The organism is Kocuria arenosa, assembly GCF_042879215.1.
In the GTDB taxonomy this organism is placed as follows: Bacteria; Actinomycetota; Actinomycetes; order Actinomycetales; family Micrococcaceae; genus Kocuria; species Kocuria arenosa.
Map to the genome: position 1 here is coordinate 412,543 of NZ_JBHZTA010000002.1, position 21,016 is coordinate 433,558.

Genomic DNA, 21,016 nt, shown 5'->3' on the forward strand with positions numbered 1-21,016 from the left:
CTCAGCCCCGGGTCCCGGCCGGGCGGGCGTCGGGCCGGTCGGGCGTCCCCTCGTCCGCCGCCGGGGCGAGGGCGGCGGCAACGGCCTCGCGCAGGGTGCGGGCCACGGCCGGGGCGGCCGCCACCTCCTCCTCACGGGTCACCGGGGTGGGGACCAGGACGCTGCGGGCGCCGGCCGCCTGGGCGGCCTCGACGTCGGCGCCGATGTCGCCGATCAGCACGCACTCGGAGGCGTCCACGCCGAGCTCCGCGGCGGCCGCGAGCACCATGCCGGGCCGGGGCTTGCGGCACGCGCAGTCCTGCTCCGGGGCGTGCGGGCACAGCTGCCAGGTGTCGAAGGGGCCGAGCAGCTCGCTCACGCGGGCGTTGACGGCGTCGACCTGATCGCGGGTCAGCAGGCCGCGGCCGATGCCGGACTGGTTGGACACCACGCCCACCCGCAGCCCGGCCGCGCGCACGGCGTCGACCGCCTCCCGGGCCCCGGGGACGAGCTCGACCGCGTCCGGGTCGCCGTTGTAGGGCACGTCGTGGACCAGGGTGCCGTCCCGGTCGAAGAGCACGGCGCGCACCGGGACGGGCCAGGGCCCGGTCCCCCGGTGCCGCCACCAGCCACGGGTCTTGTGCCGCACGGCGGCCACGGGGATCGTGACGCTGGTGCGGACCATGCGGCTGAGCTCGGGCAGGAACTCGGGGTCGCCCGGACGGGGGCCCGGGACCGTGCGCAGCAGCACGAACCGACCGGTCAGCCAGCCCCACGCCGCGGCGCCGGTGCCGGCCGCGGTCAGGGCGGAGCGCCGGGCGGGCCGGTGGCCCAGGGCGGTGGCGGTGAGCGCCGCGCCGGCGCCCGCGCCCGCGGCAACCAGGGCGGCGACCGTCGCGGCGTGCCAGCGGAAGCCGCCGGGAGGGGCCTCGGCCGCACGGCGCCAGTCGGGTCCGTGCAGGCGGCGCATCAGGGCGTCGTCGGCGTTGCCGGCCTGCACACGCAGGCTCATGAGGTCGTCGGCGGGACGCACGGGGTGGGTGATGCGGCGCCGGCCGCGCACCAGCTGCCACCCGGCCCGGCGCACGCGCAGCGCGAGGTCGGCGTCCTCCCGGTAGGCCCGGGGGAAGCGCTCGTCGAAGCCGGAGACGGCCTCGAGCGCGGCCGTGCGGTAGGCCATGTCCGCGGTCGCCCAGTCGGCGTCCTGCAGGGAGGCGGTGTTGCGCTCCCAGTCCGTGGGCCGCCGGGAGTCGGGGAGCGGGACGTCGATGCGGCCTTGGGTCGCGCCGACCTCCGGCCCACAGGCGGCGAGGTCCTCGGCGAGGCGCTGGGCCCAGCCGGCGGGCAGCTCGACGTCGTCGTCGAGGAACGCGATCCACTCGGCGCCGGAGCGCCGGGCGGCGCGCCAGCCGCGGTTGCGGGCGGCGGCCGGGCCGCGCCCGTAGCCGCGCACCGTGCGCACGGTCCAGGCCACGGTGCCGGGCACGCTCAGCCGCAGCGGCTCCACGTCCCCGCGCCGGTCGTCCACCACGACGACCTCGAGCGGTCCGGGGTGGTCCGCGTCGACGTCCTGGGCGGCGAGGGTGTCCAGCAGCCACTGGAGGGTGGGCCGCCCCACGGAGGGGACGACGACGGCGTAGGTCGCGGGCGCGGCCGTCACTTGGCCTCCTGGAAGAGGGAGGCGCGGCGGACCAGGTGCGGGCCGAGCACGAGCGCGGCCACCGGGGCGGAGCCGAAGAGCTCGAGGGCGTCGCGCGGGTCGTCGACCATGGGCCGGCCGGCCGTGTTGAGCGAGGTGTTGACGACGACGGGCACGCCCGTGCGCTCGTCGAAGGCCCGCAGCAGGGCCGCGATCCCGGCGTTGTCCTCGTCGTTGACCGTCTGGATCCGGGCGGTGCCGTCCACGTGGGTGACCGTGGGGATCCGGTCGCGCCACTCGGGGGCCACGTCGTGCACGAAGAGCATGAAGGGGCTGGGCATCGGCCCACCGCCGAAGATCTCCGCGGCCCGCTCCTCGAGGACCATGGGCGCCACGGGCCGGAACTGCTCCCGGCCCTTGACGTCGTTGAGCCGCTCGAGGTTGTCGGAGTGCATGGGGTTCGCCAGGAGGGAGCGGCGGCCCAGCGCCCGGGGGCCGAACTCGCTGCGACCGTCGAACCAGGCGATCACGCCGTTGTCCGCCAGGATGTCGGCGACCTCGCCCGCGAGGTCGTCCGGGGTGGTGAAGGGCACCTGCGCGGTGCTCAGCCACTGCGCGAGCTCCTCGCCCGACCAGCTGCGCCCGAGAGCCGCGGTGGGCTGGGGCGCGCCGAGGTCACCGGCCTCCTGGGCCAGGTGCAGGGCGGCGCCGAGCGCGGTCCCGGAGTCCCCGGAGGCGGGTTGGACCCAGACCTCCTCGAAGGGCGTCTCGCGCCAGATCCGGGAGTTGGCCACGCAGTTCAGGGCTGTGCCGCCGGCCATGGTGAGCACCGTGTCCCCGGTCTGCTCGTGCAGCCAGGTGGCGAGGTCCACGAGGACCTCCTCGACCACGGCCTGCACCGAGGCGGCGAGGTCGGCGTGGTCGCCGCCCCAGGTGCCGTCGTCGATCCGGCGGGGCGCGAAGCGGGTCCAGTCGGGCGCCTGCGCGCGGAAGCCGCCGTCGCCCGTGGCGCGGACGGTCTCGCGCAGCTCGGGCAGGAAGCGGGGCTCGCCGTAGGAGGCCAGGGCCATGACCTTGAACTCGTCGCTCGAGCGCAGGAAGCCCAGGTGGTCGGTCAGGGACTCGTAGAGCAGGCCGAGGGACTCGGGCAGGGCCTGGCGGTGCAGGATCTCCAGCTCCCCGTCCCGGTAGCGGCCGGCCAGGTGCGAGTGCGCCTCGCCGCGGCCGTCGACCACCAGGACGCTGCTCGTGCGGGTGGGGGCGGCGAGGCCGGCGGAGGCGGCGTGGGCCACGTGGTGCTCCACGAAGCGGACCCTTCCGCGGTCCAGGCCCGGCAGGGCCTCGGCGAGGAACCCGGCGGCCCGCCGGGCGTAGTCCACGCGCACCGGGTCGTACGGGTCGTCCGGCATCTCGGCGGCGATGGCAGGATCGAAGGAGTAGCCGACGGCGTCCAGGTCCGCGGGCGTCAGTCCCGCCTCGGCGAGGCACCAGCGCATCGCCTGCTCGGGCAGCTCCCACGCCGAGAACGGCACGGGGCGCTTGCCGTGCTTGCGGCGGGAGAAGCGCTCCTCCTCGGCCGCGGCCACCACTCTGCCGTCCACGACGAGAGCCGCCGCGGGGTCGTGAAAAATCGCGTTGATGCCCAGGTAGTTCATGGATCGGAGTATGGCACAGAATGATCAGGCGGCTGATCTAGGGGCCGTGTCAGCCCCGGTGCGGCCCGGTCTCCGCCGCCTCGAGCAGCTCCGGGCCGAGCTCCCGGTCGAACTCGTCGTCGGCGTCGCGGCCCGGCTCGCCGGACAGGTCCCCGAGGAGTTCCCCGACGAGCTCGTCGAGCTGCTCGAAGCCGCTCGGGACCATCGCCGCCCTCTCCTCGGCCGCCGCACGCCCGGCCGGGGACAGGCACCAGCGCAGCTGCTCGTCGAGCCGGCCGGGGTCGAGCTCGTCCGCGCCGACCACGGCCGGCCAGTCCCAGGCCCGCGCCTGGGCCGTGACCTTCCCGCCGCCCGCGACGGGGTCGACGGCGAGCACGGGCACCCCGGCCCGCAGCGCCAGGACCAGACCGTGCAGGCGCATGCTCACCACGGTGTCGAGGCGGGCGATGACCGACCCGGCCTGGGCCGCGGTGGCGGGCAGCCGCCAGTCCCGCGGGTCCAGGCGGGTGTCCAGCGTCAGCCGGGCGGCGTCGACCCGGCCCAGCCACTCCTCCAGCCCGGACCGGACGGCGTCGTGCCGGCGGCGGGCACCGTACTCGTGCTGCCCGCCGGTGAGGTAGACGCCCAGGACGGGCACGAGCTGGGGCACGGCCCGCGCGGCGAGGTCCCGGCGGGCGCCGGCACCGGGGCGGTCGCGCGCGATCACGCGGTGGAACCCGGCGGTCACCGGGTCCTCGGGGTCCAGGACGCTGACCCCGACCGCGATCCGGCGGCAGTGCGCGAACTGCTCGTGCAGCTCGGCGACCGACCGTCCCGTCGCGGGCCCGCACACGAACAGCAGGTGGGTGTAGCGCGCGGGCTCGACGTCGTCCAGCCGCAGCCCGCCGGGCGGGCACATGACCGCGCTCCAGGCGGTGTCGTGCGGGACGCCCGCCGTGCCGAGGGAGTCGGCGACGGCGTCCATGGCGAGGACGTCACCTGCCGTCGCCTCGCCGTGCAGGACGCTGGACCAACCGACCACGAGTGTGCGCATGGCGTCGACGCTACCGGCCGGACCGGGGCCGGGAACCACCCCGCGGTCGGACTGTGGGCACCGTCACGTCCGGTAACGAGTCGGCACAGCGACTGGTGACCCAGGTCACAGGCGTCTAGGCTCGATGGCACGAGTCGAGCATCCGGCCGTGACGTCCTGTCGTGGAAGGACCCCTCCATGGATGACCCCCTGTCCGTCGTCGTGCAGATCGAGCTGGACACCCGGTGCGTGCACCTGGTGGTCACCGGCGATCTCACCGAGCGCAACCACCGGACCCTGACCCCGCTCGTCGGCCGCGCCCGCGACCTGTTCCCGGGCGCGACCGTCACCGTGGACCTCACGGGCGCCCAGCACGTGGACCCGGGCGGCCTCGACCTGTTGCGGTGGTCCCTCGACCACGGCCCCGCCCCGGAGCCGGGAGGTGACGTCCAGGTGCTCACCCGGCCGGAGCCGTTCGGCCTCCCCGGGCCGGCCCGTCCGCAACCCCCGGCACCCGCGCGCTGGAACGGCACCGAGCAGGGCGGGGTGGCGGCGTGAGCGGCGTCGACGTCGTCCCGTTCCCGTCGGGCACCGGTGCGGAGGGGCACGGGGACTGCGACACGTGCCTGAGCCCGGACGACGACTTCCCCGCGGAGCTCTCCGCGCTGTCCCTCGTGGAGCTGCAGGTCCTGCACAGCAGGGTCGTGTGCCAGCTCGAGCACGAGTACCTGGTGAACCCCGACGGCCCCCACCCGGTCACCCAGGACCGCCACGAGGAGCTCGTGGCGGCGCTGGAGGCCCGCCGGGACGCGGCCCCCGGGGCGTGACCCGGCTCCCTCGGACGACCGACCGAAAGGCCCCGCCGCGGGGTCGGGCGTACCACTGGGCGAAGAGCACGACGATCAGCGCCACGTCCACGACGTCCCCGCCGTAGTACATGAGCTGCGCGCCCGTGCGGGCGTCCGACGTCCCGACCCCGTCCGGAGGATGTCCGTACAGGTGCTTGGCGAGCGCCGAGTGGGCCGCCACGAAGCCGACCAGCACCGCCGCGCGCAGCGGGAACGAGCCCCGGTGCGGGTCCGGGTCCACCCCGACCACGGCGGCGGTGAAGACGCAGCCCGCCAGGAGGACGTGGAGGTGCACCGCCGCGTGCACCGGCACCGAGGCGTGCATGAGGCCGTACAGCCCGGTGGTGTAGAGCACCCACAGGCCCCCCGCGTTGAGCGTGCCGGCCACCACCGGATGGGTCACCGCCCGGACGGCCGGGGTGCGCAGGAGACGGGTCACGACCCGGGCGCGGGCCACGGGCAGCGCGCGCAGCGCCAGGGTCACGGGGGCGGCGAGCACCAGCAGGAACGGGGCGGCCATCCCCAGCAGCAGGTGCCCGGCCATGTGGGCGGTGAAGCCGGTGCGGGCGGCCTCCGCCAGGGGGCCGACCAGGGCCGTTCCGGCGCAGAGCAGCCCCGCGAACCACAGCACCGTGCGGTGCACCGGCCACGGGCCGCGGTGCCGTGCCGCCCACAGCCCCGCGGCCCAGCCGGCAGCGCCCAGGGCGAGCAGGACGAGCACGGTCCCGTCGAGGAGGGTCCAGCCGGTGGCACCGTGGGCGTGGGTCATCGCCCCGGGCGGACGGGGCGGGCCGGGCGGGTCCGGCGCAGCAGCACCAGTCCCGCCGCGAGCGCGAGCACGGCCGTGCCGATCCAGGTGGCGTCGTAGACCAGGAGGTCCACGTCGTAGCGGATCTGGTGGATCCTGAGCACCTTGTGCAGGACCACGCCGTCGAAGAGCTGGAACGCGCCGAGGCCCGCGAGCAGCGCCCCGGTCCAGCGGCCCCAGGCCGGGGCACCCCGGCGTCGGACGTCGGCGAGCAGGAAGAGGGAGCCCACCGTGACGAACCAGCCGAAGGCGTGGAAGAGCCCGTCCGAGGCGAGGGCGACTCCGGTGGTGGACAGGTCGTAGAAGTGGTGCCAGTGCAGGAGCAGGTGGAAGACGGCGAGGTCCACCACGGAGGCGGCGATGCCCGCCCCCAGCAGCGCTCCGGCGAGCAGGGTCCGGCGGTCCTGGTCGGCCATGGGGTCCTCCTGGTGCGGACGGGCGGGGTCGCGGTCCAGCCTACGGTGGCCCCGTCGGCTGTCCAGGGCCCGGCTGCCCGGGGCCCGGCGGGCGGACCGCCCCGGGTGGTTCAATGGCACGGTGCGCAACGACAACCTGACCCGCCGCGAGACCTCCGACCGTTCCGAGCTCGTCGCCGTGGAGAGCTACGACGTCCTGCTGGACCTGTCCACCGCACCCGACCCGGAGGCGGACTCGTTCCGGTCCGTGACCACGGTGCGCTTCGGCGCCGAGGAGGGCGCCCAGACGTTCCTGGACTTCATCGGGCACTCCGTGGAGTCGGTGACGGTCAACGGCCGGGAGCTGGACCCGGACGACGTCGTCGAGGGCGCGCGGGTACGCCTGCCCTCCCTCGAGGCGACCAACGAGGTGACGGTGGCCGGGCGGGGGCTGTACTCCCGCTCGGGTGAGGGCATGCACCGGTTCGTGGACCCGGCCGACGGCCGGGTCTACCTGTACACCCAGTACGAGCCGGCGGACGCCCGCCGGGTCTTCGCGAACTTCGAGCAGCCGGACCTCAAGGCGTCGTTCCGTTTCACGGTCCTGGCCCCGGACGGCTGGCAGGTCTCCTCCAACGGGGTGCGCATGGCGGTGTCCGCCACCCCGGAGGCGGAGCGGCCCGGCGCGGTGCGCCACGAGTTCGCCCCCACGGAGCGGATCTCCACGTACATCACCACGGTGCTGGCGGGCCCGTACCACCGGGTCGCGGGCGAGTGGCGGCACTCCTTCGAGGACGGCAGCCGCATGTCCGTGCCGCTGGCCCTGTACTGCCGCGCCTCGCTCGCGGAGCACCTGGACGCGGGCACCGGCGCCCGGGAGCTGTTCGACCTCACCCGGCAGGGCCTGACGTTCTTCACCGAGCTGTTCGGCTACCCGTACCCGTTCGGGAAGTATGAGCAGGCGTTCGTGCCCGAGTACAACCTCGGCGCCATGGAGAACCCCGGGCTGGTGACCTTCACCGAGGAGTACCTGTTCCCGGACGGGGCCACCCGCGCCCAGTACCAGGGGCGGGCCAACACCCTCATGCACGAGATGTCCCACATGTGGTTCGGGGACCTCGTCACCATGACGTGGTGGGACGACCTGTGGCTCAAGGAGTCCTTCGCGGAGTTCATGGGGGCGCACGCGTCCGTGCAGGCCACGGACTTCGAGGAGGCGTGGATCGCGTTCGCGGACCGCCGGAAGGCCTGGGCCTACCGGCAGGACCAGCTGCCCACCACGCACCCGGTGGTCGCCGACATCCAGGACCTCGAGGCCGCCCGGCAGAACTTCGACGGCATCACCTACGCCAAGGGCGCCGCGGTGCTCAAGCAGCTGGTGGCGTTCGTGGGCTACGACCCGTTCGTCGACGCGTGCCGCGCCTACTTCCGCCGCCACGCCTACGGGTCCACCACCCTGGAGGACTTCCTGGCCGTGCTCGAGGAGGCCTCCGGGCGGGACGTGCGCGGCTGGGCGGAGTCCTGGCTGGGCACCTCCGGCGTCACCTCGCTGGCCCTGGACCTCGCCCGGGACGACGACGGCACGGTGACCTTCGCGGCGCTGCTCCAGGACCCCGGGGCCGGAGTGCTGCGCCCGCACCGGCTGCTGCTCGGCGGCTACGAGCGCGGCCCCGGGGACGTCCTGGTGCGCACCGGCACGGTCAGCGTGGACCTGCCGGCCGAGTCCTCCGTGGAGGTCCCCGAGCTCGTGGGCTCGACCGCGCCCCTGCTGGTGGTCAACGACGAGGACCTCACCTACGCCAAGACCCGCCTGGACCCGATCTCGCTCACCACGGCCCTGAGCTCCCTGTCCTCCGTGGAGGACGACATGGCCCGCGCCCAGCTGTGGTCGGGGCTGTGGAACGCCGCCCGGGACGCCGAGCTCGATCCCGGGGACTGGGTGGGCGCCGTCCTGGACCACGGCTTCGCCGAGCCGCAGACCGGGATGTTCTCCACCGCCGTGGACCACGCCGTGGAGGCCGTCGAGCGGTTCACCCCGACCGCCCGGCGGGACCGGCTGCGGGGGCGGCTGCTCGACGCCGCCGTGCGGGAGCTGCGCCGGGCCGATCCCGGCAGCGACCGGCAGCTGGCCCTCGCCCGGCTCACCGCCCGCACGGCCCGCCGCGACGGGAGCCACGCCGGCTGGCTGCGCGACCTGCTCGGCGGGCGGGACGCGCTGCCCGGGCTGCGGCTGGGCTCGGACCTGCGCTGGGCGCTGTGGACGGCGCTCGCGGCCACGGGCCACGGCGAGGACCCCGGGCTGGACGCCGCCCTGGAGCAGGAGCGCGCCGCGGACCGGACCCGCACCGGGCAGGTCGGCTGGGCCCGGGCCCGCGCCGCCCGCCCGCTCCCCCGTGCCAAGGCGAAGGCGTGGGAGGCGATCACCGGTGACGAGCTGTCCAACGACCTGCTGACCGCCACGATCGAGGGCTTCCGGCTGGGGCCGGCGGAGCTGGTGGAGCCGTACCGGGAGCAGTACTTCGTCATGCTGGAGGAGGTGTGGGCGCGGCGGTCCATCGGGATGGCCACCCGCATCGTGCAGGGGCTCTACCCCGCCGGCGCCGACCTCGAGCCGGGCCACAACCCCGAGCACCACCCGGTGCTCGCCCGCACGGAGCTGTGGCTGAGCAACCACAGCGGGGCGCCCGCCGCCCTGCGCCGGATCCTGGTCGAGGAGCGCGACCACCTGCTGCGGGCGCTGCGGGCGCAGGCGGCGGCGCGCCCCTGATCCCCCACCCGCACGCCGTGCCCTCCGGACCATGACGATGCCCCCGGTGCGCACCGGGGGCATGGTGGCCGTCCGCGGGACCGGCCGATGGCGGGCACCTGCCCGTGCTCCGGGCGGGGCCGAGGCGGCGTCAGGTGGCGGGGCGCCCCGAGCGGCGCAGCACGCGGTCGACAGCGCGCTGGGCGTCCTCGTTGGACTTGAAGACCCGCCGGTCGAGGCTCTGGCCGAGCGACATCGACGAGTTGCCCAGCTGCAGCAGGTTCACCTTGGAGTCGTTGCGGTGCTCGCGGCGCGGCTGGGGCGCCTGCGGACCGGTCCGGGCGTCATAGGCCATGGTGGATCCTTTCCGTGACACCTCCAGTGTAGGAGGCCGCCGCCCCACTGAACAGAGCGCCGCCGGTCATCGGCCGTGCCGCCGCGCCCGGGACGTGTACCGGCCCCGGTCCACGGACCGCCGCACCCACCAGGTGCGCGCCACGAGCACGAGGGACAGCACGTGCAGCAGCACGAGCACCGACCAGTACGCCGCGGTGGCCCCCGGGGTGAAGGGGACCGAGGCCGCACCGGCCAGCATCAGCACGACCAGGGCCTCCAGGCTCAGCGCGTAGCGCAGGGGCCGCATCACGCGCACGGAGAGGTCGTGCTCCGGCTGCCGGTTGATCCAGGACAGCAGCACCGCCACCACGGACATCACCACCGACGCCGCCGCGGAGGGCACCTGCCAGTCCGGCCCCAGGATGTGCTCCCGCACGGTCGCCACGAGCCCCACGAGCAGCAGGACCGCCGTGATGAGGCTGACCGCCACGGACGCGAACGCCGTGATCCCCTGCCGCGCCGGCAGGATCACCATCTCGCAGAAGGCGTCGTCGAACCGGGACGTGGGCCGCAGCGCCAGGTGGCCGCGCACGGCCCCGGGCCACCGCCGCACGGCGCGGTCCTCGGCGAGCACCCGGTCCACCGCCCGGTGCGATCCCCCCGGCCCCCCGGGGCGGCCGCCCTCGTGCGAGAGGACCGTGAACTCGTGCAGCCGGACCTCCGCGGGCACCGTCAGCTCCAGGTGGAAGCTGCGGCAGGACGCGAGGTCGTGGAGACCCACCCGGCCCACCCAGGGCATCCAGCAGTGCCGCAGCCGGTCCCGGGCGCGCGGTCTCCGGCCGGCGGCGTACTGCTCGTCCATCGAGTACTTGAGCACGAGCCGGCGCCCCGCGAACTCCGCGGGCAGCGCGAAGGTCAGCAGGAAGCCGCGGGCCAGCTGGTCGGCCACCGTGGTGAACAGCGCGAGGTCGGCGTCCCAGTGCTCGGCGTCCTCCGCCGGCAGCCTCCCCCGGTCGACGAGCTCCTGCACGACGGCGCGCAGGTGCTCGCAGTAGGCCCAGAACCCGTCCAGGGCGTCCTCCACGAGCAGCTCGGGGGCGTGCACGATGGCGGGGACGTGGTCGTCCGCCAGGACGGCCGCCTCGGCCGGCGGCAGCTGCTCCGGGATCAGCCCGCGCAGGAGCAGCTCGGCGAGCGCCCCGTTGTCCTCCGTGCTGAGGACCGGGACGGGGTCGCCCTGACAGACGGCGTCGAAGTTGCGCAGGGGCTGCTTGGCCTGGATGGTCACGGGCACCAGCAGCCGGCCGGCGGCGTCGGCCGGCCACGGGGCGCGCGCGGCGAGGTCGACGTCGAGGGAGACCTTCCGGCGGGTGACGCCGTCGGGGCTCATCAGCACGGACTCCACGCGGCGGTGGATCCAGTCGGCGGGGCTGAGGAACAGCGTGCGCAGCACGTCGACGTCCACCGCCGGGCGGCCGGGCTCGGGCGGGGGGACCTGGCCCTGGGACATCCGCGCGCCTCCTCTCCGGACCCCGGTCCGGCTCTCGTCCCGGGGCGGTCACCGGGGCCCGCCCGGTGTCCTGATCGGTCATCATTGCACCAGTCAGCGCGGACACCGTACGGGCCGGGCGATGGACCGGGCGTCCCGGGAATCGTGAGAAGCTATTGACGACTTGATGCCCCAGCTCCATCGAGGGAGACCATGACCGACTACGCGCTCAACGACCGCGGCTCTCTGGAGATCGTCACGGAGAACTTCTACGACACCGAGATCATGCGGGTGTTCGGCGGTCTGTCCTTCGGCAAGCTGCGCACCTGGACGGGCAACGCGGCGCTGGTCCCGGAGCCGGACAACCCCTTCGACCCCCACACCGTCTCGGTGCGGATCGGGCCCAACAAGATCGGGCACCTCGCCCAGCAGGACGCACAGCGGTACTGGCCCTATCTCGCGCGCGTCATCGCGTCCGGGTACACGCCGGTGGCGCCGCTGAAGCTGGAGGCCACGGTCCTGCGCCAGGACGGGCAGGCGGAGGTCGACGCCACGGCGCGGCTGTCGATCGCGGCCCCGGACCTGCTGTTCCCGCTCAACACGCCCCCGGCGCAGGCCGCGGTGCTGCCGCAGGGCCCGTCGATCAAGGTCCTGGACGAGCAGGAGTTCGCCGAGTACCTGCACAGCGTCATCCCCCCGTCCGGGGAGGGCCGCGTGATGCTGACCCTGGAGACCAACAAGGTCCGCAACCACCACGGGCAGACCCTGGACATCGTCGACGTGCTCTACGAGCGCCGCCAGGTGGGCCGGCTCTCCACGCAGATGTCCCAGCAGTTCATCCCGATCATCGACCACGCCTTCCAGCAGGAGAAGCTGACCGCGGTGTGGGGCACCATCCGCGGCTCGGCCTTCGAGGTCTCGATGACCCTCCAGGCCGCCCGCCCGGAGGACATCCCCGCGGAGTGGTTCGAGCAGCTGCCCAACGACGTCCCCGAGCTCCTGCCGCCCGGCGGCAGCCACCCCGTCCCGGACGCCTACGTCCCGGCCGAGGCCGACCGCTCGCGCAACGCGAAGAAGTGGCGCAAGGGCCTGGCCGTGTCCGCCGCGGGGGGCGCCGAGCGCGCCCCGCACGACGACGAGGTGACGGCCCAGCGCTCCTCCGCCGGCCCGGGGACCGGCGTGCTCGGCCGGGTCCACGTGGCCGTGTGGGTGCTGCTGGCCATGACCGTGCTGCTGGGCGGGGTGGGCGTGGTCTTCCTCGGCATCGAGCCGCTGGTGAGCGCGCTGTGCTTCATCGTGGCCGTCGCGACCGGGTTCATGTCCTTCTACCTGGCCCGGATGAGCACCGGAGTGGCCCGCCGATGATCAGCCGCCGGGAACGCTTCCTCCAGATCCTCGAGGTCCTCTCGAAGCACGGCTTCGGCTTCGCCCTCGGCGGGATCAAGGAGGAGTGGCGCGCACCGCTGGCCCGGGTCCGGCTCATCGACCCCGACAAGCTCTACAGCCAACCCGTCCACCTGCGGCAGGCGCTCGAGGAGCTCGGTCCCACGTTCGTGAAGCTCGGCCAGGTCGTCTCGACCCGGCCGGACCTGCTGCCGCCGCGGTACGTGCAGGAGCTGACCCGGCTGCAGGACAACTCGCCCGCGGTGCCGCCGGAGCAGATCCGGGCGATGATCGAGTCGGAGCCCGACTCCGCGGCGGAGGACATCCTCGCCGAGATCGACCCCGTGCCCCTGGCCACGGGCTCGATCGGCCAGGCGCACTCGGCCGTCTACAAGGGGGTGGACGTCATCGTGAAGGTGCGCCGCCCCGGCGTCGTCGAGGAGGTCAACCGCGACCTCGAGATCCTCGCGGAGCTGGCCAAGCTGCTGTCCACCTACTGGCCGGCCGTGCAGCACTTCGACCTCGTGGGCCTCGCCGACGAGTTCGCCCAGTCCCTGCGGGACGAGCTGGACTACCTCACGGAGGCGCGCAACGCCCAGCGGATGGCCGAGAACTTCATGGGCGACCCCCGGGTGCACATCCCGGAGATCTTCTGGGAGGCCTCCACCTCCCGGATCCTCACGATGGAGCGGGTCCGGGGCATCAAGATCAACGACTACCCCGCGCTCGAGGACGCGGGGCTCGACCGGCACCTGCTGGCCGTGGACTCGACCGAGGCCATCTGCCGGATGATCTTCGAGCACGGCTTCTTCCACGCGGATCCCCACCCCGGCAACCTCTTCGTGGAGACCGGCGGACGGATCGGCATCATCGACTTCGGGATGATGGGCACCCTCACCGACGAGTTCCGGGACCACCTGGTGACCCTCATGCTCGGCGTGGTGCAGGAGAACCCCCGGCGGGTCGCCGCGGGGCTGCTCGGGCTGACCTCGCAGGAACTGGACGTCAACAAGAAGGAGCTCGAGCGGGACGTGGCGGTCCTGCTGCGCCGCTACTCGAACAAACCCCTGCACGAGGTGCGGGTGGGCCACCTGATGGGCGACCTCATCGGGATGCTGCGCCGCTACCGGATGCACCTGCCGCGCGAGTCCGCCCTGTTCCTGCGGATGCTCGTCACGGCGGAGTCCGTGGGCACCGGCCTGGACCCGGAGTTCGACCTCGTCTCGGTCCTCTCCCCGTACGCCCAGCGGTTCGTGCTGCACCGGCTCTCCCCCGAGATCCTCGCCAAGCGGGTGCGCGACGTCCTGCAGGACGCCGTGCAGATGGGCATCGAGGCCCCCGAGTACCTCCGGCGGCTCATCGTGGTGCTGGAGCGCGGCGGCTTCGACGTGCACCTGCGCGCCGACGAGTTCGAGCCGCTGCTCAAGCGCGGCGAGAAGATCGGCCACCAGGTGGTGGCCGGCGCGGTGATCGCCGCGTCCATCAACGGCATGGCCCACATCCTCGCGTCCGACCCGGAGCGGTGGGGGAAGTTCCACACCCCCCTCATCGCCGGCGGCGCGACCACCGTGGGCACCCTCACCGGCTACCTCGTGCTCTCCACGAACGTGCCCAAGGTCCGGCGCCTGGCCAACACCATCCGGGTCCGCCGCCGCTTCTGAGCCCCCGCGCCACGACCCGGCCGCCAACCGTCCCGGTCCCCTCCGGCACGGCCCGGGACGGTCGCAATCGCCGCGGGTCATGACATGTCGTTGACTTCCCCCAGGCCGCGGCCCAGCATGGCGGTGACGCGCAGGCACGGACGTTGTGCCCGGTCAGCCGGGGGGGAGCAAGGTCATGGGCGACCGGGGAACGATCTCGCTGCGACTGCTGGGGAGCTGGGACGCCTCCGTGCAGGGGACCAGGGTGCACACCGGGACGCGGCAGCAGCGGCTCCTGGCGGCCCTGGCGATCCACGGCCCCCGGTCCCGGCACTACCTCGCCGGGCTCCTGTGGCCCGAGTGCCCGGAGGACCACGCCCTCGGCAGCCTGCGCGCGGCCGTCTTCACCCTGTCCCGGCGCGTGCCGGGGGCCCTCGTGTGCCGGGGCGGCACCCTCGCGCTCTCCGAGGCGGTGGACGTGGACCTGCACCGCCTGCTCGAGCTGGTCGTGCGCCCGGTGGCGTCCTGGTCCGCCGAGCGGGACGACGCCCGGGTGCTGGACCGCCCCGGCGTGGTGCTGCTGCCGGGCTGGTACGACGACTGGGTGGTCGACGAGCAGGCGCGGCTGCAGGAGCTCTACGTCAACGCGGTCGAGGAGCGGGCCGAGCTCTGCCTCCTCCGCGGCGACGTCCACCACGCCCTCGCGCTGGCCCGGACCGTCCGTGACGGCGCCCCCCTGCGCGAGAGCTCCGTGAGCCTGCTGATCCGCGCGCACCTGGCTCTCGGCAACGAGACCGAGGCGTGGCGGGTGTTCCAGGACCACCGCTCGGACCTCGCGCGGGACCTGGGCGAGCAGCCCTCGGACAGGGTCCGGGGGCTGCTCGAGCCCCTGCGCCGGCGGTGACGTCCCCGCCACCGCGGTCCTGCGGACCGGCAGCAGCCGCCACGACCCGGGACCCGGTCGGCGCCCTTCAGCGTTCAGCCGGCGCTCACCCGACGCTCACCCGGCGACGGGCGGCATCTCCAGGTGCACGACCTTCACCTGGGTCATCTCGTCGAGGAGCTCCGGCCCGTAGCCGAAGCCCGCGCCGGACGCCCGGCGCGGCTGCGCGGCACCGCCCGGGGCGCCGCCGAAGACGTTGTTGACCTTCAGCGTGCCCACCGGCAGCTCGGCCACGGCGCGCTGGGCGTGGGCGATCCGCCCGGTGAGCACGGTCGCGGCCAGCCCGTAGCGGTCGGCGGCGGCCAGCCGGAGCCCTTCGTCGAAGCTGTCGACGACCTGGACCGGGGCCACGGGCCCGAACGTCTCCTCGGTCATCACGGTCATCCCCGGGGTGCACCCGCGCAGGACCGTGGCCGGGTAGAACGCACCGGGACCCTCGGGGACCCGCGCGCCCTCGAGCGCGACCGCCCCCTGGGCGAGACCGTCGGCGACCTGGCGGTGGACCTCCTCGCGCAGCCGCTCGTCGACCAGCGGCGCGAGCGTGCCGTCGGTGTTGCGCCGGCGCGCCTCCTCGACCAGCGCCGCGAGGAACGGCTCGGCGACGCCGCGGTGGACGTAGATCCGCTCGACCGCCACGCAGATCTGGCCCGAGTTGGCGAACGCGCCGAGGGCGGCCTGCCCGGCGGCCCAGACGGGGTCCACGTCGTCGTCGACCACGAGGGCGTCGTTGCCGCCGTTCTCCCGGAGCACGTGGGCGCCGGTGCCGACCGCGGCTCGGGCGATGGCCTCCCCGGTGGCGGTGGAGCCGACGTGGGCGACGACGTCGACGTCGGACAGCGCAGTGAGCAGCTCCCCCACGGCGGCGCCGCCGGTGACGGTGCCGAGCACACCGGCGGGCAGGGCCTCGGCGAGGATCTCCCCGAGGCGGGCCCCGACGTGCGGGCAGCGCTCGCTGGGCTTGTGCAGCACGGTGTTGCCGGTGACGACCGCGGCGCCGAGCAGGCCCGCCGCCACGGCCACGGGGTCGTTCCAGGGCGTGAGGGCGACGACGACGCCGCGCGGCTCCGCGACGGTGTAGTCGGCCGCCAGCACGCTGCCGCGCAGGCTGTGGCCCCGGTGCACCGGGCCGAGCTCCGCGTACTGGTGGAGCGTGCCGACCCCGGCCATGACCCCGCCCAGGGACTCCTCGACGGGCTTGCCGGTCTCGCGGGCGTTGAGCTCGGCGAGCTCCTGGGCGTGCTCGGCCAGGCGGTCGGCGGCGGCGCGCAGGGCCTTCCCCCGCTCCTCGGGGGCGGTCCGCGCCCAGTCCCGGGCGGCGCCGCGGGCGGTGGCGACCGCGGCACGGACCTCCTCCTCCGTGGCGGCGGCCACGGTGCCGACCGTGGACCCGTCCCGGGGATCCAGCACGGTCAGCTCGGTCGTCGGGGCGGTGGCGGGTGCTGCGGTGGTCATGGAACTCCTTCTCCGTTCGGGCGGGCGTCCTCCGGTCCTGCGCGTGCGGACACCCCGGGGCAGTCCTGATGAGCATACTTACGAACGGCCCGGGACCGGTTACGGTAGCAGTGACCAGGCCGCCGCACCCGCGGGGCCTGCCCCTGTTCCGACCAGGAGCAGCACGCCCGCCCGCGGCACCGGCCGCGGGCGCGGCCGTGCCCAGCAGAGAGGAAGTTGCATGAGTTTCCAGTCCACCAATCCCGGCCGGGTGCTGATCACCGGCGGTGCCTCCGGGCTCGGCGCCGCCGTGGCGGAGGCGGTCCGCGACAACGGCGGCACCCCCATCGTCCTGGACCGGGACATCAGCGCGCTCGGCGGCGTCACCGCCTACGAGGTCGACGTGGCGGACACCGCCGCGGTGACCGAGACGGTGCGCCGGGCCGTGGAGGCCGCCGGCGGGCTGGACGCGGTGGTCACCGCCGCCGGCATCGACCGCTGCGGACGGCTCGAGGACGTGGCGAGCACCGAGTGGGAGAAGGTCGTGCAGGTCAACCTGTTCGGCACCGTGTCCACGGTGCGCGCGGCGCTGCCCGCCCTGCGGGAGTCGCAGGGCCGGGTCATCACGGTGGCCTCCACCCTGGCCCTGAAGGGCGTCTCGGACGCGACGGCGTACTGCGCGTCCAAGTTCGGGGTGCTGGGCTTCAGCCAGGCCCTCGCCGCGGAGCTCAAGGGCGAGGTCGGCGTCACCCAGCTCATCCCCGGCGGCATGAAGACGCGCTTCTTCGACGACCGGGACGAGCAGTACAAGCCCCAGGACGACTCCCAGCTCAACGAGCCGGAGAACGTCGCGAACGCCGTCCTGTTCGCCCTCGCCCAGCCCCGCGGCTGCGAGATCCGCGAACTGTTCATCGCCCACGCCGAGGAGGGCTCCTGGCCCTGATCGGCACCCGCCCCGAGGAGCGGCCGGGCCGGACGGTGGAAGCACCGCCGGGCCCGGCCGTCGCCGCAGGTGGGAGTGTCGTTGTCCCCACAACGGGCCACGCGTCGAACAGCAGTGGACCATGAGTGCGCATCTAGACTGGGGTCACTCCCCGACCCAGCAGGAAGGCCCGACGTCAGCGTGGACCCCCTCCCCGACACCACGGTGGCACGCGTCCCGATCACGGTGCGCTGCCTCGACGACCACGGCCGGCCCGTGAGTCTCTCGGCGCGCACGCTCGGCCGGGGCTCCACCGACCTCCAGGACCTGCTGCGGCGGGCCTACGCCGCCGTCCGGGGGGACTGCCCCGCCGAGACCGTCACCGTCGCCTTCCTGGAGGACTGCCGGGGCAGGCTGCAGCTGGAGTACCTGGTGGTCGACCGCACGCGCCCGCGCCGCTGGCGCAGGTCCCGCGACCGGTGCCGCGCGGTGGACATCCAGGCCGCGCTGAGCGAGGCGACCATCGTCGTCACCCTCGCCGTCGAGGCCGTCGGGGCGGTCGCGGCCGCGTCCACGGCCCACTGGTCGGAGAGCGACACCCCCGACTTCGTCAACGTGGTCCTGGACGGCGCACGCACCCTCCGGGTGCCCGGCGCCGTCCGCGACATGCTCTGCGACGGGACCGCGCTGGATCTGCTGCGGGGGACGCTGGCCATGTTCCACGACGACCAGGTCGAGCAGTTGGTCATCGGCAAGGATCCCGAGCTGCCGGGCCGCTACCAGGAGACGGTGGTGACCCGCTCGCCCGCCCTCGTGCGCTTCCTCGAGGGCGGGTCCCTGGCGTCGCTGACCGGGACGGGGCCGGAGCCGTCCTGACCGGGCCGGCCGGCCCGTCGTCGGTCCGCTCCGGTCCCGGGAACCGTGGTGCCGCCCTCTCCGGGGGCCGCGCGGCGCCGCGGATGTCGGAGGCGTCGACCATCATGGACCCGACCGATGACCGGGGACGGGAGGGGCTCGACGTGGGACTGATGGCGCCGCTGCAGGACAGGCTGCGCACGACCTTCGCCGGACAGGCGGAGCGCGTGCCGGAGTGGGAGCTGGCGCTGGCCGACGGCCAGGACGCCGGGCACTTCCGGCCCGGTTCGGCGGTGTGGGCGGTGCACGGCTCGATGGCGACCATCCCGGCGGGCGTGCGCGCCCTGCTCACCCAGGCCCTGCACCCGGGGGCGCTGGCCGGCGTCGTCGAGCACTCGGACTACCGGAGCGACCCGCTGGGGCGCCTGGCCGGGACCATCCGGTGGATCTTCACCGTCACGTACGGGGACACGACCGCCGCGCGGCGGGCCTCGGCGCACGTCCGCCGGGTCCACGACAGCGTGCGCGGCACCTACACCGGGGCCGACGGCGTGCGGCACCCGTACTGCGCGAACGATCCCGACCTCGCCGACTGGGTCCACCTGGCGTTCACGGACGCCTTCCTGCGCTCCCACCAGCGCTGGGGCGGACCGATCCCGGGCGGACCCGACGCCTACGTGCGGGAGTGGGCCGTGGCCGGCCGGCTGATGGGCGTCGAGCGGCCGCCGCGCTCCGAGGCCGAGCTGGACGCGCGCCTCCGGAGCTTCGGACCCCGTCTCGCCGGGGGCCCCCGGGTGGACGACGTCGTGGCGTTCCTGCGCCGCCCTCCCCTGGACCCGGTCCTGCTGCCGGGCTACCGCGCCCTGTTCGCCGCCGTCGTGGACTCGCTGCCCGAGGACCGGCTGGGCCTGCTCCGTCTCGAGCGTCCCCGGCTGGGACCCGTGCCGCTGCCCGTGCGGGGCGCCGCCGGGCTCACCCTGGCGGTCGTCGGCAGGGCCCTCGGCGAGACCGGGCCGAGCGAGGCGGCCGCACGCCGACGTCTCGCTCGTCTCGGTCTGCTCTGAGACCGCACCGCGCTCAGGCCGAGGCCTCCGCGGACCCGGTGCGCCCGGTGAGGTGGTCGTAGGCCTCCGCGGCGGCCGAGGCCACGCCGTGCCAGGTCCGTCCCGGCACGACCCGGCGCCGGCCCTCGCCGCCCAGGCACCGGCGCACGGCGGGGCACTCGAGCATCATCCGCAGGACCGTGGCGAGGGTCTCGGGCTCCTCCGGCGGGGTGAGCATCCCGGTGATGCCGTCGGCCACGGTCTCGGCGAGCACGGGCAGCCGGGAGGCGACCACGGGCGTCCCGGTGGCCAGGGCCTCCACGGACTCGGTCGGGGCCGCGGCCCGGGTGACCGGGCGGTCCTTGCGGGCGACCACGAACACGTCGAACGCCTGGTGGTACTGCACGACCTGCTCGTCCGGGACACGCCCCGCGAAGCGGACCCGGCCGCCCACGCCGAGCTCCGCGGCCAGTCCCTCGAGCTCTCGTCTCGCCGGTCCCTCGCCCACGACCACCACGAGCAGTTCCGGCACGTCGACGGCCACGAGGGCGGCGGCGCGCAGGAGGTCGTCGAGGCCCTCGTGCTCCACCAGGTCCGCGACCGCGCCCACCACCCGGGCCGTCTCCGGCAGCCCGAGGACCCGGCGCGCCTCCCGCAGGGGGCGGGGATCCGCCAGGTAGGGGCCGTCCACGGCAGGGGGCGCCACGCGGACCGGCACCGGGCCGGTCGGCAGGGTCCGCGTCAGCGCCCGCACCCGCTCGCGCATGGCCCGGCTCGTAGTCACCACGTCGGCCGCGGCGGCCAGGTCCTCGGCCTCGCGGGCGCAGTCGAGCCGGTGGCGCTCGCTCGTGGCGGCCTCGGCGGGCCGGGAGGCCGCCCACCGGTCGGCCGGCAGCTCGCGCACCTCGTAGACCCACGGGATGCCCAGGGCCTCCGCCGCCGCGCGGGTCACGAGGGCGTTGCCGGGCCGGCTCGACGTGTGCAGCACCGCGGGCCGGGCGCGCAGCGCCAGTTCGAGCAGGGCCTGCGCCTCCTGCTGCAGCCGTGCCGTGGGGAGGAGCGCGCGGCGGATCGGCAGGATCCGGTGGTAGGAGACGCCGTCGAGGACCTCGGCGGCCGGCCCGTGCGCCCCCGCGTCGGAGGGCACGGGACCGGGGCGCGTCACGGCGGTCACGGTCCAGCCCTGGGCCACGGTCGCGGAGAGCAGGGAGTGGTGGCGCGGGGCGCGGCGACCCCGGGCGCGCGGCGGGGCCTCGGCGAGCACGTGCAGCACGGACGCGGGCTCCGGGCGGTAGCCCACCACCGGGGTGAGGGCGGGCCGCCAGCCCGCGAGCAGGCGCAGGTCGTCCTCGTAGCGGAGCAGCCGGCGCCGCTCCCCCGGCGTGGCGAGGCCGGCGGCCACGGCGCGCCGCAGCTCGACCACGGCCTCCGTGATCCGGCCGACGTGGCGGTGCCGGCGGGCCCTCGTGCCGGCGAGGTCCCTCGTGCCGGGCGGCACCTGCGCCAGGAGCCGGTCCGCCTCGGCCACGCGGCCCGCGGCCAGCGCGGCCTCGGCGAGCCGGCGCGCCGCCGTCGGCGCGGGGCGCCCGCGGCGGGCACGGCGGAGCCGGTTCTCGAGCCGCCGCTCCGCGCGCACGTCCCGGCCCAGCGTGCGGGTCACGGCGGCCCCGGCCTCGGGCCAGGGACTGCGCAGCAGGGCGCGTGCGGCGGGTCGCGCCGGGCGGGTGGGGAGGATCCGGGCCGCGGGCAGCCCGAAGGCGTCGGGCTCGTCGTCCGGACTGAAGGGGCGGGGGGTGTGCGGCATGGCCTTCTCGCGGGGGGTCAAGAGGGGCCGTCCCGGTCGATCACGGGGCGTGCTGCGGGCGGGGGAAGACGCTCCTCGCCGGGTCGGG

General features: G+C 75.2%; 18 protein-coding genes. 9 read left to right on the plus strand and 9 right to left on the minus strand.

The genetic code is table 11. The annotated features are described in order from the left end of the window. Nucleotide 1 precedes the first annotated feature (1 nt). The 3 genes from ACFYE3_RS05400 to ACFYE3_RS05410 are packed head-to-tail and all read right to left on the minus strand — an operon-like array spanning nucleotide 2 to nucleotide 4,306. Nucleotides 2-1,639, minus strand: a complete 1,638-nt coding sequence (locus ACFYE3_RS05400) for an HAD-IIIA family hydrolase (RefSeq protein ID WP_387606786.1) — start codon at nucleotides 1,637-1,639, stop codon at nucleotides 2-4. Continuing rightward, a complete protein-coding gene (locus ACFYE3_RS05405) occupies nucleotides 1,636-3,273 on the minus strand; it encodes a carbamoyltransferase family protein (RefSeq protein WP_387606788.1) in 1,638 nt (545 codons plus the stop codon). The genes ACFYE3_RS05400 and ACFYE3_RS05405 overlap by 4 nt, the downstream gene beginning before the upstream one ends. Nucleotides 3,274-3,322: 49 nt before the next feature. Next, nucleotides 3,323-4,306 carry a polysaccharide pyruvyl transferase family protein gene (locus ACFYE3_RS05410; RefSeq protein ID WP_387606790.1) on the minus strand — a complete coding sequence of 328 codons (984 nt, stop codon included), beginning with the start codon at nucleotides 4,304-4,306 and terminating at the stop codon, nucleotides 3,323-3,325. Between the two features lie 177 nt (nucleotides 4,307-4,483). On the opposite strand from ACFYE3_RS05410, the gene ACFYE3_RS05415 reads away from it, so the two are divergent. Both ACFYE3_RS05415 and ACFYE3_RS05420 read left to right on the plus strand, forming a co-directional pair. Beyond that, nucleotides 4,484-4,843 (plus strand): hypothetical protein, encoded by a 360-nt coding sequence (locus tag ACFYE3_RS05415; RefSeq protein ID WP_387606793.1) that lies wholly within the window; start codon nucleotides 4,484-4,486, stop codon nucleotides 4,841-4,843. Next, the gene (locus tag ACFYE3_RS05420; RefSeq protein ID WP_387606795.1) at nucleotides 4,840-5,112 is read left to right on the plus strand and encodes a hypothetical protein; all 273 of its coding nucleotides are present in this window, start codon (nucleotides 4,840-4,842) and stop codon (nucleotides 5,110-5,112) included. Before ACFYE3_RS05415 ends, ACFYE3_RS05420 begins: the two co-directional genes overlap by 4 nt. Here the strand turns inward: ACFYE3_RS05420 and ACFYE3_RS05425 are convergent. Both ACFYE3_RS05425 and ACFYE3_RS05430 read right to left on the minus strand, forming a co-directional pair. Next, nucleotides 5,042-5,902 (minus strand): cytochrome c oxidase assembly protein, encoded by an 861-nt coding sequence (locus tag ACFYE3_RS05425; protein ID WP_387606796.1) that lies wholly within the window; start codon nucleotides 5,900-5,902, stop codon nucleotides 5,042-5,044. The genes ACFYE3_RS05420 and ACFYE3_RS05425 overlap by 71 nt on opposite strands. Continuing rightward, nucleotides 5,899-6,357, minus strand: a complete 459-nt coding sequence (locus ACFYE3_RS05430) for a DUF2243 domain-containing protein (protein WP_387606798.1) — start codon at nucleotides 6,355-6,357, stop codon at nucleotides 5,899-5,901. The genes ACFYE3_RS05425 and ACFYE3_RS05430 overlap by 4 nt, the downstream gene beginning before the upstream one ends. Nucleotides 6,358-6,478: 121 nt before the next feature. Here ACFYE3_RS05430 and pepN point away from each other — a divergent pair, with 121 nt between their 5' ends. Then, entirely contained in the window at nucleotides 6,479-9,103 is a 2,625-nt protein-coding gene (pepN, locus tag ACFYE3_RS05435; RefSeq protein ID WP_387606800.1) for an aminopeptidase N, read from the plus strand. A 130-nt stretch (nucleotides 9,104-9,233) separates the two neighbouring features. Here pepN and ACFYE3_RS05440 read toward each other — a convergent pair whose 3' ends face one another. Together ACFYE3_RS05440 and ACFYE3_RS05445 are read right to left on the minus strand one after the other, a co-directional pair. Next, entirely contained in the window at nucleotides 9,234-9,437 is a 204-nt protein-coding gene (locus ACFYE3_RS05440; RefSeq protein ID WP_017834330.1) for a hypothetical protein, read from the minus strand. Nucleotides 9,438-9,503: 66 nt separating this feature from the next. Continuing rightward, nucleotides 9,504-10,928 carry a hypothetical protein gene (locus ACFYE3_RS05445; RefSeq protein WP_387606802.1) on the minus strand — a complete coding sequence of 475 codons (1,425 nt, stop codon included), beginning with the start codon at nucleotides 10,926-10,928 and terminating at the stop codon, nucleotides 9,504-9,506. A 192-nt stretch (nucleotides 10,929-11,120) separates the two neighbouring features. Here ACFYE3_RS05445 and ACFYE3_RS05450 point away from each other — a divergent pair, with 192 nt between their 5' ends. The 3 genes from ACFYE3_RS05450 (at nucleotide 11,121) to ACFYE3_RS05460 (ending at nucleotide 14,834) form a co-directional block, all read left to right on the plus strand. Next, the gene (locus ACFYE3_RS05450; RefSeq protein ID WP_387606804.1) at nucleotides 11,121-12,272 is read left to right on the plus strand and encodes a hypothetical protein; all 1,152 of its coding nucleotides are present in this window, start codon (nucleotides 11,121-11,123) and stop codon (nucleotides 12,270-12,272) included. Then, a complete protein-coding gene (locus tag ACFYE3_RS05455; RefSeq protein ID WP_387606805.1) occupies nucleotides 12,269-13,951 on the plus strand; it encodes an ABC1 kinase family protein in 1,683 nt (560 codons plus the stop codon). The genes ACFYE3_RS05450 and ACFYE3_RS05455 overlap by 4 nt, the downstream gene beginning before the upstream one ends. A gap of 175 nt (nucleotides 13,952-14,126) precedes the next feature. Next, on the plus strand, nucleotides 14,127-14,834 hold the full coding sequence (locus ACFYE3_RS05460) for an AfsR/SARP family transcriptional regulator (protein WP_387606808.1): 708 nt from the start codon (nucleotides 14,127-14,129) through the stop codon (nucleotides 14,832-14,834). A gap of 96 nt (nucleotides 14,835-14,930) precedes the next feature. Here the strand turns inward: ACFYE3_RS05460 and ACFYE3_RS05465 are convergent, their stop codons facing one another. After that, nucleotides 14,931-16,325 carry an aldehyde dehydrogenase family protein gene (locus ACFYE3_RS05465; RefSeq protein WP_387606810.1) on the minus strand — a complete coding sequence of 465 codons (1,395 nt, stop codon included), beginning with the start codon at nucleotides 16,323-16,325 and terminating at the stop codon, nucleotides 14,931-14,933. Nucleotides 16,326-16,545: 220 nt separating this feature from the next. On the opposite strand from ACFYE3_RS05465, the gene ACFYE3_RS05470 reads away from it, so the two are divergent. The 3 genes from ACFYE3_RS05470 to ACFYE3_RS05480 all read left to right on the plus strand — a co-directional run bounded on the left by ACFYE3_RS05470 (nucleotide 16,546) and on the right by ACFYE3_RS05480 (nucleotide 19,145). Then, complete coding sequence (locus tag ACFYE3_RS05470) at nucleotides 16,546-17,247, plus strand: SDR family oxidoreductase (RefSeq protein ID WP_387606813.1); 702 nt, start codon at nucleotides 16,546-16,548, stop codon at nucleotides 17,245-17,247. A 180-nt stretch (nucleotides 17,248-17,427) separates the two neighbouring features. Next, complete coding sequence (locus tag ACFYE3_RS05475) at nucleotides 17,428-18,102, plus strand: hypothetical protein (RefSeq protein ID WP_387606814.1); 675 nt, start codon at nucleotides 17,428-17,430, stop codon at nucleotides 18,100-18,102. Nucleotides 18,103-18,206: 104 nt separating this feature from the next. Beyond that, complete coding sequence (locus tag ACFYE3_RS05480; RefSeq protein WP_387606816.1) at nucleotides 18,207-19,145, plus strand: oxygenase MpaB family protein; 939 nt, start codon at nucleotides 18,207-18,209, stop codon at nucleotides 19,143-19,145. 13 nt (nucleotides 19,146-19,158) lie between these two features. On the opposite strand, the gene ACFYE3_RS05485 is transcribed toward ACFYE3_RS05480, so the two are convergent. Beyond that, nucleotides 19,159-20,928: a glycosyltransferase family 4 protein gene (locus ACFYE3_RS05485; RefSeq protein ID WP_387606819.1), complete on the minus strand. Its 1,770-nt coding sequence runs from the start codon at nucleotides 20,926-20,928 to the stop codon at nucleotides 19,159-19,161. Nucleotides 20,929-21,016: the final 88 nt, after the last annotated feature.

What these genes read in the sequence shown, in the direction of transcription:
- ACFYE3_RS05405 (WP_387606788.1), bottom strand. Translation starts at nt 3,273, where the DNA reads ATGAACTACCTGGGCATCAACGCGATTTTTCACGACCCCGCGGCGGCT.
- ACFYE3_RS05410 (WP_387606790.1), bottom strand. Translation starts at nt 4,306, where the DNA reads ATGCGCACACTCGTGGTCGGTTGGTCCAGCGTCCTGCACGGCGAGGCG.
- ACFYE3_RS05415 (WP_387606793.1), top strand. Translation starts at nt 4,484, where the DNA reads ATGGATGACCCCCTGTCCGTCGTCGTGCAGATCGAGCTGGACACCCGG.
- ACFYE3_RS05425 (WP_387606796.1), bottom strand. Translation starts at nt 5,902, where the DNA reads ATGACCCACGCCCACGGTGCCACCGGCTGGACCCTCCTCGACGGGACC.
- ACFYE3_RS05430 (WP_387606798.1), bottom strand. Translation starts at nt 6,357, where the DNA reads ATGGCCGACCAGGACCGCCGGACCCTGCTCGCCGGAGCGCTGCTGGGG.
- ACFYE3_RS05440 (WP_017834330.1), bottom strand. Translation starts at nt 9,437, where the DNA reads ATGGCCTATGACGCCCGGACCGGTCCGCAGGCGCCCCAGCCGCGCCGC.
- ACFYE3_RS05445 (WP_387606802.1), bottom strand. Translation starts at nt 10,928, where the DNA reads ATGTCCCAGGGCCAGGTCCCCCCGCCCGAGCCCGGCCGCCCGGCGGTG.
- ACFYE3_RS05450 (WP_387606804.1), top strand. Translation starts at nt 11,121, where the DNA reads ATGACCGACTACGCGCTCAACGACCGCGGCTCTCTGGAGATCGTCACG.
- ACFYE3_RS05455 (WP_387606805.1), top strand. Translation starts at nt 12,269, where the DNA reads ATGATCAGCCGCCGGGAACGCTTCCTCCAGATCCTCGAGGTCCTCTCG.
- ACFYE3_RS05460 (WP_387606808.1), top strand. Translation starts at nt 14,127, where the DNA reads ATGGGCGACCGGGGAACGATCTCGCTGCGACTGCTGGGGAGCTGGGAC.
- ACFYE3_RS05465 (WP_387606810.1), bottom strand. Translation starts at nt 16,325, where the DNA reads ATGACCACCGCAGCACCCGCCACCGCCCCGACGACCGAGCTGACCGTG.
- ACFYE3_RS05470 (WP_387606813.1), top strand. Translation starts at nt 16,546, where the DNA reads ATGAGTTTCCAGTCCACCAATCCCGGCCGGGTGCTGATCACCGGCGGT.
- ACFYE3_RS05480 (WP_387606816.1), top strand. Translation starts at nt 18,207, where the DNA reads ATGGACCCGACCGATGACCGGGGACGGGAGGGGCTCGACGTGGGACTG.
- ACFYE3_RS05485 (WP_387606819.1), bottom strand. Translation starts at nt 20,928, where the DNA reads ATGCCGCACACCCCCCGCCCCTTCAGTCCGGACGACGAGCCCGACGCC.